Annotated in this window: 18 protein-coding genes; 14 read left to right on the top strand and 4 right to left on the bottom strand. The window is 56.9% G+C overall.

Annotation, left to right across the window (positions count from 1 at the left end; translation table 11 throughout):
- Nucleotides 1-218 precede the first annotated feature (218 nt).
- The 8 genes from cvpA (at nt 219) to hisP (ending at nt 7356) form a co-directional block, all read left to right on the top strand.
- Entirely contained in the window at nt 219-704 is a 486-nt protein-coding gene (gene cvpA, locus FND52_RS07315) for a colicin V production protein (protein WP_144130246.1), read from the top strand.
- A 38-nt stretch (nt 705-742) separates the two neighbouring features.
- Nucleotides 743-2260: an amidophosphoribosyltransferase gene (gene purF / locus FND52_RS07320; protein ID WP_125291513.1), complete on the top strand. Its 1518-nt coding sequence runs from the start codon at nt 743-745 to the stop codon at nt 2258-2260.
- Nucleotides 2261-2396: 136 nt separating this feature from the next.
- Nucleotides 2397-2966 carry a UbiX family flavin prenyltransferase gene (locus FND52_RS07325; protein WP_125291514.1) on the top strand — a complete coding sequence of 190 codons (570 nt, stop codon included), beginning with the start codon at nt 2397-2399 and terminating at the stop codon, nt 2964-2966.
- A gap of 272 nt (nt 2967-3238) precedes the next feature.
- Nucleotides 3239-4021, top strand: coding sequence for a lysine/arginine/ornithine ABC transporter substrate-binding protein ArgT (gene argT, locus FND52_RS07330; protein WP_125291515.1), 783 nt, complete (start codon nt 3239-3241; stop codon nt 4019-4021).
- A gap of 274 nt (nt 4022-4295) precedes the next feature.
- Nucleotides 4296-5078 (top strand): histidine ABC transporter substrate-binding protein HisJ, encoded by a 783-nt coding sequence (hisJ, locus tag FND52_RS07335; RefSeq protein ID WP_144130248.1) that lies wholly within the window; start codon nt 4296-4298, stop codon nt 5076-5078.
- Between the two features lie 93 nt (nt 5079-5171).
- Nucleotides 5172-5858, top strand: coding sequence for a histidine ABC transporter permease HisQ (locus FND52_RS07340; protein ID WP_125291517.1), 687 nt, complete (start codon nt 5172-5174; stop codon nt 5856-5858).
- Nucleotides 5855-6571, top strand: a complete 717-nt coding sequence (gene hisM, locus FND52_RS07345) for a histidine ABC transporter permease HisM (protein WP_125291518.1) — start codon at nt 5855-5857, stop codon at nt 6569-6571. The genes FND52_RS07340 and hisM overlap by 4 nt, the downstream gene beginning before the upstream one ends.
- A gap of 11 nt (nt 6572-6582) precedes the next feature.
- Nucleotides 6583-7356 (top strand): histidine ABC transporter ATP-binding protein HisP, encoded by a 774-nt coding sequence (hisP, locus tag FND52_RS07350; RefSeq protein ID WP_144130250.1) that lies wholly within the window; start codon nt 6583-6585, stop codon nt 7354-7356.
- A gap of 51 nt (nt 7357-7407) precedes the next feature.
- Here the strand turns inward: hisP and FND52_RS07355 are convergent, their stop codons facing one another.
- Nucleotides 7408-8355, bottom strand: a complete 948-nt coding sequence (locus tag FND52_RS07355) for a sugar-binding transcriptional regulator (RefSeq protein WP_125291520.1) — start codon at nt 8353-8355, stop codon at nt 7408-7410.
- 192 nt (nt 8356-8547) lie between these two features.
- On the opposite strand from FND52_RS07355, the gene dalD reads away from it, so the two are divergent.
- The 3 genes from dalD (at nt 8548) to FND52_RS07370 (ending at nt 12773) form a co-directional block, all read left to right on the top strand.
- Nucleotides 8548-9942 (top strand): D-arabinitol 4-dehydrogenase, encoded by a 1395-nt coding sequence (gene dalD / locus FND52_RS07360; protein ID WP_144130252.1) that lies wholly within the window; start codon nt 8548-8550, stop codon nt 9940-9942.
- 10 nt (nt 9943-9952) lie between these two features.
- The gene (gene xylB / locus FND52_RS07365; RefSeq protein ID WP_144130254.1) at nt 9953-11419 is read left to right on the top strand and encodes a xylulokinase; all 1467 of its coding nucleotides are present in this window, start codon (nt 9953-9955) and stop codon (nt 11417-11419) included.
- 73 nt (nt 11420-11492) lie between these two features.
- Nucleotides 11493-12773 (top strand): MFS transporter, encoded by a 1281-nt coding sequence (locus tag FND52_RS07370; protein WP_144130256.1) that lies wholly within the window; start codon nt 11493-11495, stop codon nt 12771-12773.
- A gap of 31 nt (nt 12774-12804) precedes the next feature.
- On the opposite strand, the gene FND52_RS07375 is transcribed toward FND52_RS07370, so the two are convergent.
- The 3 genes from FND52_RS07375 to yfcG form a co-directional block, all read right to left on the bottom strand.
- Complete coding sequence (locus FND52_RS07375; RefSeq protein WP_125291524.1) at nt 12805-13698, bottom strand: TIGR01777 family oxidoreductase; 894 nt, start codon at nt 13696-13698, stop codon at nt 12805-12807.
- An 18-nt stretch (nt 13699-13716) separates the two neighbouring features.
- The gene (folX, locus tag FND52_RS07380; protein WP_125291525.1) at nt 13717-14079 is read right to left on the bottom strand and encodes a dihydroneopterin triphosphate 2'-epimerase; all 363 of its coding nucleotides are present in this window, start codon (nt 14077-14079) and stop codon (nt 13717-13719) included.
- Nucleotides 14080-14156: 77 nt separating this feature from the next.
- Nucleotides 14157-14786, bottom strand: a complete 630-nt coding sequence (yfcG, locus tag FND52_RS07385) for a GSH-dependent disulfide bond oxidoreductase (RefSeq protein ID WP_125291526.1) — start codon at nt 14784-14786, stop codon at nt 14157-14159.
- Between the two features lie 129 nt (nt 14787-14915).
- Between yfcG and yfcF the strand changes: the two genes are divergently transcribed.
- From yfcF to yfcD, 3 genes are read left to right on the top strand one after another with little or no spacing between them, the layout of a single operon-like run.
- The gene (yfcF, locus tag FND52_RS07390) at nt 14916-15560 is read left to right on the top strand and encodes a glutathione transferase (protein WP_144130258.1); all 645 of its coding nucleotides are present in this window, start codon (nt 14916-14918) and stop codon (nt 15558-15560) included.
- 58 nt (nt 15561-15618) lie between these two features.
- The gene (yfcE, locus tag FND52_RS07395) at nt 15619-16170 is read left to right on the top strand and encodes a phosphodiesterase (protein WP_125291528.1); all 552 of its coding nucleotides are present in this window, start codon (nt 15619-15621) and stop codon (nt 16168-16170) included.
- Nucleotides 16171-16224: 54 nt separating this feature from the next.
- Nucleotides 16225-16779: an NUDIX hydrolase YfcD gene (gene yfcD / locus FND52_RS07400; protein WP_125291529.1), complete on the top strand. Its 555-nt coding sequence runs from the start codon at nt 16225-16227 to the stop codon at nt 16777-16779.
- The last annotated feature ends 8 nt before the right edge of the window (nt 16780-16787 follow it).

The following is a 16787-nucleotide window of genomic DNA, read 5'->3' on the forward strand; positions in this document are numbered from 1 at the left end:
TCGGGGTGCGCAGCCTTATCTGTTGATTGTTAACGGATATAAAGCAGCGGCACCTCCGAAACGCAGCGGAAACCGGGAAAAAAAGTACGGCGTTGAAGATTTTTTCAACGCCTTTTTTTATTGAGCCAGGGGAAGGAAATCCCTACGCAAACGTTTTCTTTTTCTGTTAGAATGCGCCCCGAACTGGACGTCAGGGCGATTTATCACAGGACACATTCATGGTCTGGATAGATTACGCCATCATCGCGGTTATCGGCTTTTCCTGTCTGGTAAGCGTTATCCGCGGGTTTGTGCGTGAAGCGTTATCGCTGGTTACCTGGGGCTGTGCCTTCTTTGTCGCCAGCCACTACTACACTTACCTGGCAGTTTGGTTCACTGGCTTTGAAGACGAACTGGTACGTAATGGGATAGCGATCGCAGTGCTGTTTGTTGCGACGCTGATTGTCGGCGCGATCGTCAATTATGTGATTGGCGCGCTGGTGGAGAAAACCGGCCTGTCGGGTACAGACAGGGTGTTGGGGATCTGTTTTGGCGCACTACGTGGCGCACTTATCGTCTCCGCCATTCTGTTCTTTCTTGATACCTTTACCGGCTTCTCCAAAAGCGACGACTGGCAAAAATCGCAGCTCATCCCGCAATTCAGTTTCATCATCAGATGGTTTTTTGACTATCTGCAAAGCTCGTCAAGTTTCTTACCCCGGTAATTGTGCCGGGGGCAGTCTCTTAATGAGGAAAAGACAACATGTGCGGTATTGTCGGTATCGCCGGTGTTATGCCGGTAAACCAGTCGATTTATGACGCGTTAACGGTGCTTCAGCACCGTGGGCAGGATGCCGCAGGCATCATCACCATTGATGCAAACAACGGCTTTCGCCTGCGCAAAGCCAACGGCCTGGTGAGTGATGTATTCGAAGCCCGCCATATGCAGCGTCTGCAAGGCAATATGGGTATCGGCCATGTGCGTTATCCGACAGCAGGCAGCTCCAGCGCCTCCGAAGCACAACCCTTTTACGTAAACTCCCCGTACGGGATCACCCTGGCGCACAACGGCAACCTGACCAACGCGCACGAACTGCGCCGGATGCTGTTTGAAGAGAAGCGCCGCCATATCAACACCACCTCGGATTCCGAAGTTCTGCTGAACGTGTTCGCCAGCGAACTGGATAACTTCCGCCACTACCCGCTGGAAGCCGACAACATTTTCGCCGCCATTGCCGCCACCAACCGCCTGATCCGCGGCGCATACGCCTGCGTGGCGATGATTATCGGCCACGGCATGGTGGCCTTCCGCGATCCGAACGGTATTCGTCCGCTGGTGCTGGGCAAGCGCGATATCGGCGATGGTCGCACCGAGTATATGGTGGCCTCCGAGAGCGTGGCGCTGGATACTCTGGGCTTTGAATTCTTACGCGACGTCGCGCCCGGTGAAGCTATCTACATCACCGAAAAAGGCCAGCTGTTTACCCGTCAGTGCGCCGATAACCCGGCCAGCAACCCATGCCTGTTCGAGTACGTCTACTTTGCGCGTCCTGACTCGTTTATCGACAAGATTTCCGTGTACAGCGCCCGCGTCGGCATGGGCAAAAAGCTCGGCGAGAAAATTGCCCGCGAGTGGGAAGATCTCGATATCGACGTGGTCATCCCGATCCCGGAAACCTCCTGCGATATCGCGCTGGAGATCGCCCATATTCTGAATAAGCCGTACCGTCAGGGGTTTGTGAAAAACCGCTACGTGGGCCGTACCTTTATCATGCCGGGCCAGCATCTGCGCCGTAAATCGGTGCGGCGCAAGCTCAACGCCAACCGCGCCGAGTTCCGCGACAAGAACGTGCTGCTGGTGGATGACTCCATCGTGCGCGGCACCACCTCTGAGCAGATTATTGAGATGGCCCGTGAAGCAGGGGCGAAGAAGGTTTACCTGGCCTCTGCCGCACCGGAAATTCGCTTCCCGAACGTGTATGGCATCGATATGCCCAGCGCCAATGAGCTGATTGCCCACGGACGTGAAGTGGACGAAATCCGCCAGATCATCGGCGCAGATGGGCTGATTTTCCAGGATCTCGACGATCTGATTGAAGCAGTCCGCGCGGAAAACCCGGATATCCAGCAGTTCGAATGCTCGGTCTTCAACGGGGTGTACGTCACTAAAGACGTTGACCAGCAGTACCTGGAATATCTCGAATCCCTGCGTAATGACGATGCCAAAGCGGTGCAGCGCCAGAACGAAGTGGAAAATTTAGAGATGCATAACGAAGGGTAACCCGTCGATCCCTTCCGGGCCTCCGGAAGGGATTATCATTGCGTCCGTCCGCCATCTCTTCCGCGCCAGCCAACTTGCATATCCCTCTGCGTTACGGCAAAGTTTGCCCACGTATTTTCCGTTCAGGCAAAAAGTAATGAAACGACTCATCGTGGGCATTTCCGGGGCAAGCGGCGCGATTTATGGGGTTAGGCTGTTGCAGGTACTGCAATCGGTGCCTGACGTTGAAACCCATCTGATTATGAGCCATGCCGCACGCCAGACGCTGGCGCTGGAAACCTCTCTGTCGCTGCGCGATGTGCAGGCGCTGGCCGATGTGGTGCATGACGCGCGGGATATTGCCGCCAGCATTTCATCCGGGTCGTTTCGCACCTCAGGCATGGTGATCCTGCCATGCTCCATCAAAACCCTCTCCGGTATCGTACACAGCTACACCGATGGGCTGCTGACCCGCGCTGCCGATGTGGTGCTGAAAGAGCGGCGTACTTTGGTGTTGTGCGTCCGGGAAACGCCGCTGCACGTCGGGCATCTGCGCCTGATGACCCAGGCCGCCGAGCTGGGCGCGGTGATTATGCCGCCGATGCCCGCGTTTTATCATCAGCCCGCCACTCTCAATGACGTGATTAACCAGACGGTGAACCGGGTACTGGACCAGCTGGATATTGATCTGCCGGAAGATCTTTTCCATCGCTGGCAGGGAGCCTGACGCATTGTTTCGGTGCGTTGAAACCTGAGCGCCTCATTTTGGGGCATTTTTGTAACCGCGATCAAATCCTGAAAATATAATCCCCGTTCACGCATTTCCGCTAAAGACATTCCCCTTCGTAATGCTATCTTTCACTACATCTACTTTATTGTAACTTTTACTTAACATCTGCCGGGGTTCGCCCGTTCCGCGAAAACTGGCACAGGAAGTGCAATGCAAAGTAGCAACACAACAATATACACAACATAAAAAAGACCACTTGAGGGTAACGTATGAAGAAGAAGGCTATTGCTCTGTCATTGCTGCTGGGGCTTTCCGCGGCCACCAGCGCGTTCGCCGCGCTGCCGCAGACGGTTCGTATTGGTACGGATGCCACCTACGCCCCTTTCTCGTCTAAAGACGCCAAAGGCGAATTCGTGGGTTTTGATATCGATCTCGGTAATGAGATGTGCAAGCGCATGTCGGTGAAATGTACCTGGGTAGGCAGCGATTTCGATTCGCTGATCCCGTCGCTGAAGGCCAAGAAAATCGACGCGATTATCTCTTCGCTGTCGATCACCGAAAAGCGCCAGCAGGAAATTGCCTTCTCGGAAAAACTGTACGCGGCAGATTCCCGCCTGATCGCCTCTAAAGGCTCACCGATCCAGCCGACCATCGAGTCACTGAAAGGTAAGCACGTCGGCGTTCTTCAGGGTTCTACCCAGGAAGGCTTTGCCAACGACAACTGGCGCAACAAAGGTGTCGATGTGGTGGCGTATCAAAACCAGGATCTGATCTATTCCGACCTGGCGGCAGGCCGTCTCGATGCCGCATTCCAGGATGAAGTCGCCGCCAGCGAAGGCTTCCTGAAACAGCCGGCAGGTAAAGAGTTCGCCTTTGCGGGCCCGTCGGTGAAAGATAAAAAATACTTTGGCGACGGTACCGGCATTGGTCTGCGCCAGAGCGACACTGAACTGAAAGCGGCCTTTGATAAAGCCTTTGATGAGCTGCGTAAAGACGGCACTTACGACAAAATGGCGAAGAAATATTTCGACTTTAACGTCTACGGTGACTAACAGAAAACGCGCCCAGCCAGCCTGGGCGCGGCTTTTCTGAACGGCCATTCCATAGCGCCTCACTTTTTTGGTGCAATTTACCGACGATGTAGCGTTATGGTGCATGGAGCGCACTGTTTTAGCGCGTCGAGTGAATAATTAAGCATCGTAAGCGAAAAAATTCCGCGCGGGCGGCCATATTCTTTTGCCTAAATGCGCATAACAGTGGCACGATACGTGCTGTCTCGATGTTTAGAGCACTACAACACAAAAAGACAACTCACCGAGGATTGCTATGAAAAAGTTGGTGTTATCCCTTTCTCTGGTACTGGCGTTTTCCAGTGTTTCCACCGCGTTCGCCGCGATTCCGCAAAATCTCCGTATTGGCACCGATCCCACGTATGCGCCCTTCGAATCGAAGAATGCGCAGGGTGAATTGGTGGGTTTTGATATCGATTTGGCGAAAGAGCTGTGCAAACGCATCCAGACCAAATGTACTTTCGTTGAAAATCCGCTGGACGCGCTAATCCCGTCTTTGAAAGCGAAAAAAATCGACGCCATCATGTCATCGCTTTCCATTACGGAAAAACGCCAGCAGGAAATCGCGTTTACCGACAAACTCTACGCAGCCGACTCCCGTCTGGTGGTCGCGAAAGATTCCGATATTGAACCGAGTCTTGAGAAGCTGAAAGGCAAACGCGTCGGTGTATTGCAGGGCACCACTCAGGAAACCTACGGCAATGAACACTGGGCTCCGAAAGGCGTGGAAATCGTCTCCTACCAGGGCCAGGACAATATCTACTCTGACCTGACCGCAGGCCGTATCCAGGCAGCATTCCAGGATGAAGTCGCGGCAAGCGAAGGTTTCCTGAAACAGCCTATAGGTAAAGACTACAAGTTTGGCGGCCCGTCCATCAAAGACGAGAAGCTGTTCGGCGTCGGTACCGGCATGGGTATCCGTAAAGAAGACAACGAACTGCGCGAAGCGCTGAACAAAGCCTTTGCTGAAATGCGCGCTGACGGCACTTACGAAAAACTGGCTAAGAAATACTTCGACTTTGACGTATACGGCGGTTAATCGCCTACATAGAGTTGCCGCGCCCCGGCTAGCCGGGGCGTTATAAGGGTTAACCCGTCAGGCGCTCCAGACATTGATCACAGGATAAGCACCATGCTGTATGGGTTTTCACAAGTTATCTTACAAGGGGCTATCGTCACGCTTGAACTGGCGCTAAGCTCCGTTATCCTGGCGGTTCTCATCGGCCTGGTGGGGGCGGCGGGGAAGTTATCGCGTAACCGCCCGCTGGCGCTGTTGTTTGAGGCCTATACCACGCTGATCCGCGGCGTTCCCGATCTCGTTTTGATGTTGCTTATCTTCTACGGGCTGCAAATTGCCCTGAATACCGTGACCGACGCGCTGGGTCTGGCGCAGTTTGATATCGACCCGATGGTTGCGGGTATCATCACGCTGGGCTTTATCTACGGAGCCTACTTCACCGAAACCTTTCGCGGCGCGTTTATGGCGGTGCCGAAAGGGCATATCGAAGCCGCTACCGCCTTTGGATTCACCAACGCCCAGACTTTCCGCCGCGTGCTGTTCCCTGCGATGATGCGCTTTGCGCTGCCGGGGATCGGCAATAACTGGCAGGTGATCCTTAAAGCCACCGCGCTGGTCTCGCTGCTGGGGCTGGAAGACGTGGTCAAAGCTACCCAGCTTGCCGGGAAAAGTACCTGGGAGCCGTTCTACTTCGCCGTGGTCTGCGGTGTGATTTATTTAGTGTTCACCACCGTTTCCAACGGCGTTCTGCTGCTGCTGGAGCGTCGTTATACCGTGGGCGTCAAGAGGGCTGACCTGTGATCGAAATTATTCAGGAATACTGGAAATCCCTGCTGTGGACCGACGGTTATCGTTTTACCGGGGTGGCGATCACCCTGTGGTTGCTGATTTCTTCGGTGGTAATGGGCGGCATTCTGGCGATCTTTCTTGCCATTGGCCGGGTCTCCAGCAACAAGTTTATCCAGTTCCCCATCTGGCTGTTTACCTATGTATTCCGCGGTACGCCGCTGTACGTGCAGCTGCTGGTGTTTTACTCCGGGATGTACACCCTGGAAGTGGTGAAGGGCACCGAACTGCTGAACGCGTTTTTCCGCAGCGGCCTGAACTGTACCGTGCTGGCGTTGACGCTCAATACCTGCGCCTACACCACCGAGATTTTCGCCGGGGCGATCCGCTCGGTTCCCCACGGAGAAATCGAAGCGGCGCGCGCCTATGGATTTTCGCGTTTTAAGATGTACCGCTGCATTATTTTGCCATCGGCGCTGCGTATCGCGCTGCCGGCCTACAGCAACGAAGTGATTTTGATGCTGCACTCCACGGCGCTGGCGTTTACCGCCACCGTGCCGGATCTGCTGAAAATCGCCCGCGATATCAACTCGGCGACCTACCAGCCGTTTACCGCCTTCGGCATCGCGGCGGTGCTGTACCTGATTATTTCCTATGTTCTGATTAGCCTGTTCCGCCGCGCGGAGCGTCGCTGGTTAGGGCATGTTAAACCTGCTTCTACGCACTGAGTGGCCCACCAATGTCTGACAATAAATTAAACGTTACCGACCTGCACAAACGCTACGGCGAGCATGAAGTGCTTAAAGGGGTCTCGCTTAAGGCCAATGCCGGGGATGTGATCAGCATCATCGGTTCCTCAGGCTCGGGTAAAAGTACCTTTTTACGCTGCATCAACTTCCTCGAAAAACCGAGTGAAGGCACCATCGTGGTGAATAACCAGAATATCGGCCTGGTGCGCGATAAAGACGGCCAACTGAAGGTGGCGGATAAAAACCAGCTGCGCCTGCTGCGTACCCGTCTGACCATGGTGTTCCAGCACTTCAACCTGTGGAGCCACATGACGGTGCTGGAAAACGTCATGGAAGCGCCGGTGCAGGTGCTGGGGCTGAGCAAGCAGGAAGCCCGCGAACGTGCGGTCAAATATCTTGAGAAAGTGGGCATCGACGCCCGCGCCCAGGGGAAATATCCGGTGCATCTTTCCGGCGGCCAGCAGCAGCGCGTTTCCATCGCCCGTGCGCTGGCCATGGAGCCGGAAGTGCTGCTGTTCGATGAGCCGACCTCCGCGCTGGATCCAGAACTGGTGGGCGAAGTATTGCGCATCATGCAGAAGCTGGCGGAAGAGGGCAAAACCATGGTGGTGGTGACCCACGAAATGGAATTTGCCCGCCACGTCTCCAGCCATGTCATTTTCCTGCATCAGGGGAAAATCGAAGAAGAGGGCGCGCCGGACGAGCTGTTTAACAACCCGAAAAGCCAGCGCCTGCAACAGTTCCTGAAAGGCTCGCTGAAGTAAATCCTGCCTGTTAACGGGAAAGCATCGATCAGCCGCTTTCCCGCTTGCGCTTTATTCAGCCAGCAATTTTAATGCGCTGGCTTCATCGGTCACTAACCCGGAAACCCAGCCGCCGCGCAGCGCCGCCCGGATTGCCGGGTATTTTTTCTCACCCCCTGCAAAGCCAATAATCGGCCGCGTGGTATGGCTCTCCAGCGGCACGCTGGTCAGCAGTTGGTCCAGTTCGCCGATGATGCGCTCGCCGTTATGATCGAAAAAATGGCCCAGCATTTCACCCGCCACGCCGCGTTTTTCCAGACTGTGTACCTGCTCGTCGGTGATAAAGCCTTCCGCATTCAGCGGGCAGCCAATTGAGACATCGCCGATGCCTAAAAAGGCGACGTGCGCATTCAGCGCGCGGGCGGCGACCCGCTGGTAGACCTGATGCTGGCACCACATCGCTTTGTCGTCCGGGCTGTCCGCGTACAGCGGCGCGGGGACGAAAAAGTATTTACCCTGCATTTTTTCCGCCATCCGCAGCGGCACATCATAACGGGTACCCGAATCATCGCGGGCGATGGCCCCGATCATCGACACGCAGTGATGCTGCGGGCGTTCGGTCCAGGGCAGGGCATCGATAATCGATCGTAAGGTCTTCCCTGAACCCACACCAAAAACTTGCGGCTGCTCTTCGGCGATGTACTGCGACATCACTTCTGCGCCTTCCACCGCCAGCATTTGTTGGATCGCTTCGTTGTCCAGCGACGCAGAGGGCACCACGCGGCACAGCGACAGGCCATGTTTTTCCTGGAGCGCCGCCGCCAGCTTAAGGCAGTGGGTAACCGGATGCGCGATTTTCACGCTCACCATGCCCTGTTCGCGCGCCGAGGAAATTAAGCGCTGCGCCACTTGCCGGGATAACCCGAGCGTTTTGGCGATTTCCTGTTGGGTTAGCCCCGCGACGTAATACATCCATGCAGCCCGCGCAGCCTGTTCCTGTTTTTTCTCTTCTTTGCTCATGACGTAACCCCTGATTCAACTGCCTGTAGTGTATCGCGCCAGGAGAAATATCAAAAATGGGCATTTGCCAAGGTAGAGGGCAAAAGATTAATTTTGTGACGCGACTCCCGGAAAGGATCGGGGACTGGCGACTAACATACCTGAAACGGGCAAATGCTCATTTAATTGGCAAATACTCAGTGTGGGGTGTGTATGAATAATCAAAGCGTGTGGATGCATATTGGTGCCGGTTCATTTCATCGGGCTCATCAGGCGTGGTACTTACACAAACTGCGCGAGCAGGGCGACGACAGCTGGAGTATTGCGCTGGGAAATATTCGCGATGACGCCAACGCCTTGCTTACGCAACTGGATAAGCAGCAGGGCGCTTATGTGCTGGAAACCGTTTCACCGGAGGGCGAGCGGCATTACGAGCAACTTTCCTCTATCAAAAAAATCCTGCCGTGGGACGCACAAATTAGCGCGCTGATTGAACAGGGCGCGCAGCCGAACACCCGCGTTATCGCCTTTACCGTCACCGAAAGCGGCTATTACCTGACGCCGGAACATGAACTGGATCTGACTCAGGCGGACGTGAAGGCGGATTTAGCGGGCGGTATTCGTACCCTTTATGGCGCGCTCACCCGCATCCTGAAACGCCGCGTTGAGCTGGGCGGCACGCCAGTCACCTTGCTGAACTGCGATAACTTGCGTCATAACGGCGAGCGCTTTCGCCACGGTTTTCTCTCGTTCCTGAAAGCGAAGCAGGAAACGGCGCTGTATGACTGGGTGAGCGCCAATACCACCTCGCCGAACACCATGGTTGACCGCATCACGCCGCGCCCGACGCCGGACGTGGCGGAACGCGTTAAGGCGGCAACGGGGATTCAGGACGCCGTGCCGGTGATGGGCGAGTCGTTTATTCAGTGGGTGATTGAGGATGATTTCATCGCCGGACGCCCGGCGCTGGAGAAGGTCGGCGTGGAGCTGGTGGATTCGGTGCTGCCCTGGGAAGAGGCCAAGATCCGTATTCTTAACGCCACCCACAGCTGCATCGCCTGGGCGGGAACGCTGATTGGGCTTTCTTATATCGACGACAGCACCCGCCATCCGGTGATCCGCCAGCTGGCCTGGGAATACGTGTCACAGGACGTGATCCCGTCTCTGACCCCGAGTCCGCTCGATTTAGGCGACTATCGCGATGTAGTGCTGGCGCGCTTTAGCAATCCGCATATCAAAGATACCAACCAGCGCGTCGCCGCCGACGGGCTGTCAAAAATCCCCGGCATGGTGACGCCGACCTTAATCCAGTGCTACGCGCGCGGCAGCGAGCCGCAGGCCAGCGCGGTGCTTCCGGCGCTGTTTTACCTGTTCCTCCAGCGCTGGGCGCAGGGGGATCTGCCGTATGAATATCAGGATGGCGTCATGCAGCCCGACACTATCCGGGCGCTGTTTGCCGGTTCCGATCCGCTGAAAGCCTTTACCTCGGATGAGGCGCTATTCGCGGAGCTGGCGGGTAACGACGCGTTTCATGCGCTGATGGTGCGTACCGTTGCCCGGATACAAGCCTGGGTGAACGAAACCACCGCACAACCGCTGACTGTGTAACGGGGGCGCTATGTATCTGGGAATCGATATCGGCACATCAGAACTGAAAGCGCTGGTGATTAATGAACAGGGCGAGATCGTTGCTGCGCAACATGCCGCGCTAACCGTGCAGCGCCCGCATCCCCTCTGGGCGGAACAAGATCCGCAGGCGTGGTGGCAGGCTACCTGTCAGGTTGTGGCGGCGCTGCGCCAGCAGGCACCGGAAGCCTGGGCGGCGATCCGCGCCATTGGCCTGTCCGGCCAGATGCACGGCGCGGTGCTGCTGGATAAACAGGGCGAGGTGCTGCGCCCGTGCATTCTGTGGAACGACACGCGAAGCCACCGGGAGTGCGACGACCTGCGCGAGCGCCATCCAGAAATCATGACCCTCAGCGCCAATATGATCATGCCGGGTTTTACTGCGCCGAAGCTGGCCTGGGTGGCGCGCCATGAACCGGAAATTTTTCAACAAATCGATAAGGTGCTGCTGCCGAAAGATTATCTGCGCTGGCGCTTAACCGGCGAGTTTGTGAGCGACCCCTCCGACGCAGCGGGCACGCTGTGGCTTGACGTGGCAAAACGCGACTGGTCTGACGCCTTGCTGGCGGCCACGGATTTACGCCGCGATCAGATGCCGCGCCTGGTGGAAGGCAGCGAAGTAAGCGCCACGCTGGATGCGGCGCTGGCAACCGAATGGGGCTTAAGCGCGAACGTGGTGATTGCCGGCGGCGGCGGTGATAACGCCACCTCGGCGGTGGGCGTTGGCGCGGTAAATCCCGGCGATGCGCTGATCTCGCTCGGCACCTCCGGGGTGATCTTTGTGGTCAATGACGCGCTGCAGGCCGATCCGTCATCCGGCGTACATGCATTCTGCCATGCGCTGCCTGGACGCTGGCATCAAATGAGCGTGATGCTCAGCGCCGCCAGTTGCCTGCGCTGGGTATGTAATCTGCTTGGGGTAACGGAAAGCCAGCTCATGGAAGAGATGGCGCTGTTAACCGACGAGGAGAAACAGCGCGCGCCGCTGTTTTTACCGTACCTGAGCGGCGAGCGGACGCCGCACAACGATCCCGAGGCCAGCGGCAGCTTCTTCAATCTGCGTCATGAGACTCGCCGCGCGCTGCTGGGCTATGCGGTGATTGAAGGCGTGGCGTTCGGCCTGGCGGACGGCATGGACGTGCTGGGCGACGCCCGGCAAACCATCACCCGTTGCAGCCTGACCGGCGGCGGCGCGCGCAGCACGCTGTGGGCGCAGTTGATCGCCGATGTGCTCGACGTCAGCGTGGTCACCCATCCGGCCAGCTCATCGGGGGCGTTAGGCGCAGCGCGGTTAGCCTGGCTGGCCTGCGGTGCTGATGAGCAAACGGTTTGCCGTAAACCGCCGGTTCAGCAAACCTTCGAACCCGCCAGCGCGCGCCAGGGCTGGCTGGAAAAACGCCTCGCGCTGTTCCGTCTGCTGTATCAGCAGCAGCGCCAGGCTCGCGCGCTCTTACCCTGATTGATGAATGATAAATGCCAGGCGCGGACACCGACGCCTGGCCCCCCTGTACCCTGTGAAGAGGAAGATTGTGATGCAATCGCAACAATACTGGTTTGGTTTACCCAAACATCTGCTGTGGGGTTTTATCGCTATCGCCATTTTTATGAGCGGCGATGGTTTCGAGATGGCGTTCCTGTCAAAACACATTACCGACATGGGATTCAGCCCGGCGCAGTCGGCGATGGTATTTGCCGTTTACGGTTTTGCCGCCGCGCTGGCGGCCTGGGCCTCCGGCGTCGTGGCGGAACTGATCACCCCGCAAAAAGCCATGGCAATCGGCTTTGTGCTGTGGTGCGTGATGCACGCGCTGTTTATGGCGCTGGGGCTCGGGATGCGCAATTATCCGCTGATGCTGCTGTTTTACGGTATTCGCGGCCTGGCTTATCCGCTGTTTATCTACTCGTTCATGATGATGCTGGTGCAGGTGTTACCGCGTGAGAAACTGGCGGCGGCAACCGGCTGGTTCTGGGCAATGTACTCTGTGGGCATCGGCGTAGTCGGCAGCTATCTGCCGAGCTTTACCATCCCGATGATGGGCGAAACCGGCACGCTGTGGATGGCGATTGGCTGGGTAGCCGTGGGCGGCGTGACGGCGATGATCAGCCTGCGCAACGTGCCGGTGGATCGCTCGCGGGTGAATCTGCCGATGAAAGAGAAAATGACCGAGCTTTCCCGGGCGGTGACGATCCTGTTTACCAACCGGGACGTGTTCTACGCGTGCCTTATCCGCATTATCAACACGCTGTCGCTGTTCGGTTTTGCGATTGTTATGCCGCTGCTGTTTGTCGATCGTCTCGGTTTTACCATTTCGGAATGGCTGCAAATCTGGGCGGTGTTCTTCTTCGTCACCATCTTCACCAATATCTTTTGGGGAATTATGGGCGAGTATATCGGCTGGATCCGCCAGGTACGCTGGTTCGGCTGTCTGGGCATGGCGATTGCCAGCCTGTCGTTTTACTATCTGCCGATGTGGGCGGGCCATAATTTTGCCATAGCGCTGATCCCGGCGGTGCTGCTGGGGATTTTCGTCGCCGCCTTTGTGCCGATGACGGCAGTGTTTCCTACGCTTGAGCCGCATCATAAAGGCGCAGCGGTTTCAATTTATAACCTGTCGGCTGGCATGAGTAACTTTGTCGCCCCCGCCATTGCGTCGCTGATCCTGCCGTTTTTCGATATTGTCGGGGTGGTGTGGGCGTACACCGGTTTGTATCTCTTTGCTGGCGTGTTGACCTTTATCATCAAGGTGCCGCAGCCCAAACGGGCCGCGAAAGCGGTGGAGGCCTCAGACGGCTATTCACAACAGCGTATTTAACATTAAGGGCCGCAATCGCGGCCCTGGTTATTTAGCGCACCACGTCATGCAGCGCTTCTTCTAAATCGAACCAGCGGAAGCCAAACCCCGATTCTTCAAGGCGCTTCGGCAACGCCCGCTGCCCGCCGAGCACCAGTACGGCGGATTCCCCCATCATCAGCTTGATGGCGGTGGCCGGCGCGCGAACGATTGCCGGACGGCTTAAAACATGGCCCAGGGTATGCGCGAACTGCTCGTTGCGCACAGGATAGGGCGACACCATATTGAACGGCCCGCGCAGATCGTTATTCAGCAGCCAGAGAATGCCGTTGACCATATCGTCGACGTGGATCCAGGCCAGGTACTGACGCCCGTTGCCCATCGGCCCGCCCAAACCGGTGCGGAACAGCGGCACGATTTTCCCCAGCATCCCGCCTTCCGGGGCGAACACCGCGCCGGTGCGTAGCAGGCAGACGCGGGTTTTATCGCTTTGCGCCTGGCAGGCGATCTGCTCCCATTTGGCGCACAGCTTATGGGTAAATTCGTTATGCGGCGGCTCGTCTTCCGTTACCACCACTTCGCCGAGATCGCCGTAATAGCCGGTCGCCGACCCGGAAATCAGCACCGACGGCGGGTTATCGCTGGCTTTAATCAGCGTGACCAGCCGTTGGGTGATTTGCCAGCGGCTCTGGCACAGCCGCTGTTTTTGCGCCGCCGTCCAGCGCTTATCGGCGATGGGCTCGCCCGCCAGGTTAATCACGGCGTCGAATTCATCCAGATCCTGGGCGTCGGACAGGCCTTTCCAGACGTTGATGCGCGGATCGAGCCGGGAGCGCGCCTTTTCCGGATCGCGCGTCACGACCGTCACGTTATTCCCCAGCGCCAACAGCCGTGGCACCAGATGGCGGCCAATCAGGCCGGTGCCGCCGGTAACCAGAATATTCATGCAACCTCCCGGTTGCGCTTAGCCCCGCCAGCTCATGGTCATCGACACCGAGTCGGCATAGCGTAGCGCGTGAAGTTTATCGATCTCCACTTCAGCATAGGTGACCCAATGATGTTCCCGCACGATATTGAGCACATCCTGAGTTAATTTTTCGAGCAAAGAGAATCGGTTATTCTCGACGTGCTGAATGATGGCTTTGGTTATGGTGCGATAATTTAACGCGTCCTGAATGTCTTCGCTGGTCCTCGCCTTATCGGCGGGGTAGTGGATCGCCACATTGATGACGATATCCTGCCGGTTGGCGATCTCTTCTTCCTTGATGCCGATAAAGGCGCGCAGGCGTAAGTTTTTGATGCGGATGATGGCGTCCGGCTGTGACATGAAACTCTCTCCATAATGATTCTGCCTCGCTATCATACCTTGCCGCCGCCGTCTCGCCCACGCGCGCTGCGCCAGAGTTAGACCACCTCCGCCTTTTTCCATGCCGCCAGCGTCGCGGGGCGGTTGCGGATGCGCTCGAACCAGTTACTCACCGCCGGATAGTTCTCCAGCGGGATGCGCTGGCGCTCGTGCGACGCCACCCACGGATAGGTCGCGATATCGGCAATGCTGTAGTGGCTGCCGCCCAGCCAGGGGGATTTTTCCAGCCGCTTGTTCAGTACGCCATACAGACGCTGGGTTTCTACCTGGTAGCGCTCAATCGCGTAGGGCACCGGCTGCGGCGCAAAGTGGTTGAAGTGATGATTCTGGCCGAGCATCGGGCCAAATCCGGCTACCTGCCAGAACAGCCACTGTAGCGTGGCTTCCCGTTCGCGCAGCTCCCCGCTCAGGAATTTGCCGGTTTTTTCGGCGAGATACAGCAAAATCGCGCCGGACTCGAACAGGCTGAGCGGCGCGCCGCCGTCCACCGGATCGTGGTCGACAATGGCCGGGATTTTATTGTTCGGCGAGATCGCCAGAAACTCCGGACGAAACTGCTCGCCCTTGCCGATATCCACCCGATGCAGCTGATATTCCAGGCCCGCTTCCTCCAGAAAAAGGGTAATTTTGTGGCCGTTTGGCGTTGGGGCATAAAACAGATCGATCATAACCGCTCCCGAAATGACGTCATGAATGGCTCAACTAAAAAGTATAGTGAGAGCAGGCATTTTCATCAGATGACACAGGGTGATTTCCAGGATAGTTTTTTGTTAAACGTCCTGAAGATGCGAGGAATTATGAGCCAGCCCGTGATAACACTTTGGTCCGATGCTAATTATTTCAGCCCGTACGTGATGTCTGTGTATGTCGCCCTGAAGGAAAAAGGGCTCAACTTCTCCCTGAAAACCATCGATCTGGATAGCGGACAGCACCAGCAGGCCGACTGGCAGGGGTTTAATCTGACCCGCCGGGTGCCGCTGCTGGAGATTGACGGCTTCCTGCTCAGCGAATCTTCCGCCATCGATGAATATCTCGAAGAGCGCTTTGCGCCGCCGGTGTGGGAGCGTATTTATCCGCACGATCTGGAAAAACGCGCCCAGGCGCGCCAGGTGCAGGCGTGGCTGCGCAGCGACCTGATGCCGATCCGTGAAGAGCGCGCCACCGATGTGGTGTTCGCCGGGGCGAAACGTCCGCCGTTAAGCCCGGCGGGCCAGGCGGCGGCGCAGAAGCTGTTTGCTATCGCGGGTTCCCTGCTGCGCGACGGCCAGCAAAATCTGTTCGGCGAATGGTGCATCGCCGATGCCGATCTGGCGCTGATGCTCAACCGGCTGGTGCTGAATGGCGACGCGGTACCGGAAGCGCTGGCGGACTACGCCACATTCCAGTGGCAGCGGGCATCGGTACAGCGTTATGTGGCACTCTCTGCTAAGCGCGCAGGCTGATAAGCGTGGCGGGATCGGCTATGATGCTGATACGGAAATTTTGCTTATGAGGTGAATGATGAAACTGATGTTCGCATCAGATATTCATGGTTCTCTACCCGCCACGGAACGGGTGCTGGCGCTGTTTGAACAGAGTGGCGCAAGCTGGTTGATTTTACTGGGCGACCTGCTGAATCACGGCCCGCGCAACGCGCTGCCCGACGGTTACGCACCAGCGCAGGTCGCGGAGAAACTCAACGCGTATGCGTCGCGAATTATCGCGGTGCGCGGCAACTGCGACAGCGAAGTGGACCAGATGCTGCTCCATTTCCCAATTACCGCGCCCTGGCAGCAGGTGCTGCTGGCTCAGCAACGGCTTTTTTTAACCCACGGGCACCTCTGGCAGCCGGAAAATCTGCCACCCTTAAGTGAACGTGATGTGTTTGTGTATGGTCATACTCATATCCCGGTGGCGCAACAGGGCGAAAGCTGCCTGCTGTTCAATCCGGGGTCGGTGAGCATACCCAAAGGGGGCTTTGCCCCAAGCTATGGCATGCTGGATGATGGCGTTCTGAGCGTTCAGACGCTGGATGATTGCCGGGTTATTGCGCAGATGGCAATTACCCCGTAATTTACCCACTTACTCAATATGCGCCGCGAGAGCGCTTCTCGAAAAGGTTTTCTAATGGTTGAGCAGAATCATTTGGCGGGGACGGAATGGGTCGATATTGTCAGTGAAGACAATGAAGTTATCGCCCAGTGCAGTCGTGAGCAGATGCGTGCTGAACGCCTGAGACATCGTGCCACTTATATCGTGGTGCATGACGGGATGGGCAAAATTCTGGTGCAGCGCCGTACGGAAAACAAAGATTTTCTGCCCGGTATGCTGGATGCTACCGCGGGCGGCGTGGTGCAGTCAGAAGAAGCGATGCTGGATTCCGCACGTCGCGAGGCCGAAGAGGAGTTAGGCATTGCGGGCGTGCCGTTTGCCGAGCACGGTATGTTCTATTTTGAAGATGAGCATTGCCGGGTGTGGGGCGGTTTGTTTAGCTGCGTTTCCCACGGACCGTTCGCGCTTCAGGAAGAAGAAGTCAGCGAAGTCAGCTGGATGGAGCCGGAAGAGATCACCGCGCGCTGCGATGAGTTCACACCGGATTCCCTGAAAGCGCTGGCGCTGTGGATGACCCGTAACGCCAAAAATGAATCGGCCAAAAAAGAGAAGCAGGAAGAGACCGAATAGCCCCCCGC

The sequence above is a fragment of the Atlantibacter subterraneus genome, from assembly GCF_007570865.1.
Lineage (GTDB): Bacteria > Pseudomonadota > Gammaproteobacteria > Enterobacterales > Enterobacteriaceae > Atlantibacter > Atlantibacter subterraneus.

Bases quoted from the DNA above. Each gene is read 5' to 3' on its own strand.
- purF (WP_125291513.1), top strand. From the start codon at position 743: ATGTGCGGTATTGTCGGTATCGCCGGTGTTATGCCGGTAAACCAGTCG.
- folX (WP_125291525.1), bottom strand. From the start codon at position 14,079: ATGTCACAGCCGGACGCCATCATCCGCATCAAAAACTTACGCCTGCGC.
- dalD (WP_144130252.1), top strand. From the start codon at position 8,548: ATGAATAATCAAAGCGTGTGGATGCATATTGGTGCCGGTTCATTTCAT.
- hisJ (WP_144130248.1), top strand. From the start codon at position 4,296: ATGAAAAAGTTGGTGTTATCCCTTTCTCTGGTACTGGCGTTTTCCAGT.
- yfcE (WP_125291528.1), top strand. From the start codon at position 15,619: ATGAAACTGATGTTCGCATCAGATATTCATGGTTCTCTACCCGCCACG.
- FND52_RS07325 (WP_125291514.1), top strand. From the start codon at position 2,397: ATGAAACGACTCATCGTGGGCATTTCCGGGGCAAGCGGCGCGATTTAT.
- yfcD (WP_125291529.1), top strand. From the start codon at position 16,225: ATGGTTGAGCAGAATCATTTGGCGGGGACGGAATGGGTCGATATTGTC.
- xylB (WP_144130254.1), top strand. From the start codon at position 9,953: ATGTATCTGGGAATCGATATCGGCACATCAGAACTGAAAGCGCTGGTG.
- cvpA (WP_144130246.1), top strand. From the start codon at position 219: ATGGTCTGGATAGATTACGCCATCATCGCGGTTATCGGCTTTTCCTGT.
- yfcF (WP_144130258.1), top strand. From the start codon at position 14,916: ATGAGCCAGCCCGTGATAACACTTTGGTCCGATGCTAATTATTTCAGC.
- FND52_RS07340 (WP_125291517.1), top strand. From the start codon at position 5,172: ATGCTGTATGGGTTTTCACAAGTTATCTTACAAGGGGCTATCGTCACG.
- argT (WP_125291515.1), top strand. From the start codon at position 3,239: ATGAAGAAGAAGGCTATTGCTCTGTCATTGCTGCTGGGGCTTTCCGCG.
- hisP (WP_144130250.1), top strand. From the start codon at position 6,583: ATGTCTGACAATAAATTAAACGTTACCGACCTGCACAAACGCTACGGC.
- FND52_RS07370 (WP_144130256.1), top strand. From the start codon at position 11,493: ATGCAATCGCAACAATACTGGTTTGGTTTACCCAAACATCTGCTGTGG.
- yfcG (WP_125291526.1), bottom strand. From the start codon at position 14,786: ATGATCGATCTGTTTTATGCCCCAACGCCAAACGGCCACAAAATTACC.
- FND52_RS07355 (WP_125291520.1), bottom strand. From the start codon at position 8,355: ATGAGCAAAGAAGAGAAAAAACAGGAACAGGCTGCGCGGGCTGCATGG.
- FND52_RS07375 (WP_125291524.1), bottom strand. From the start codon at position 13,698: ATGAATATTCTGGTTACCGGCGGCACCGGCCTGATTGGCCGCCATCTG.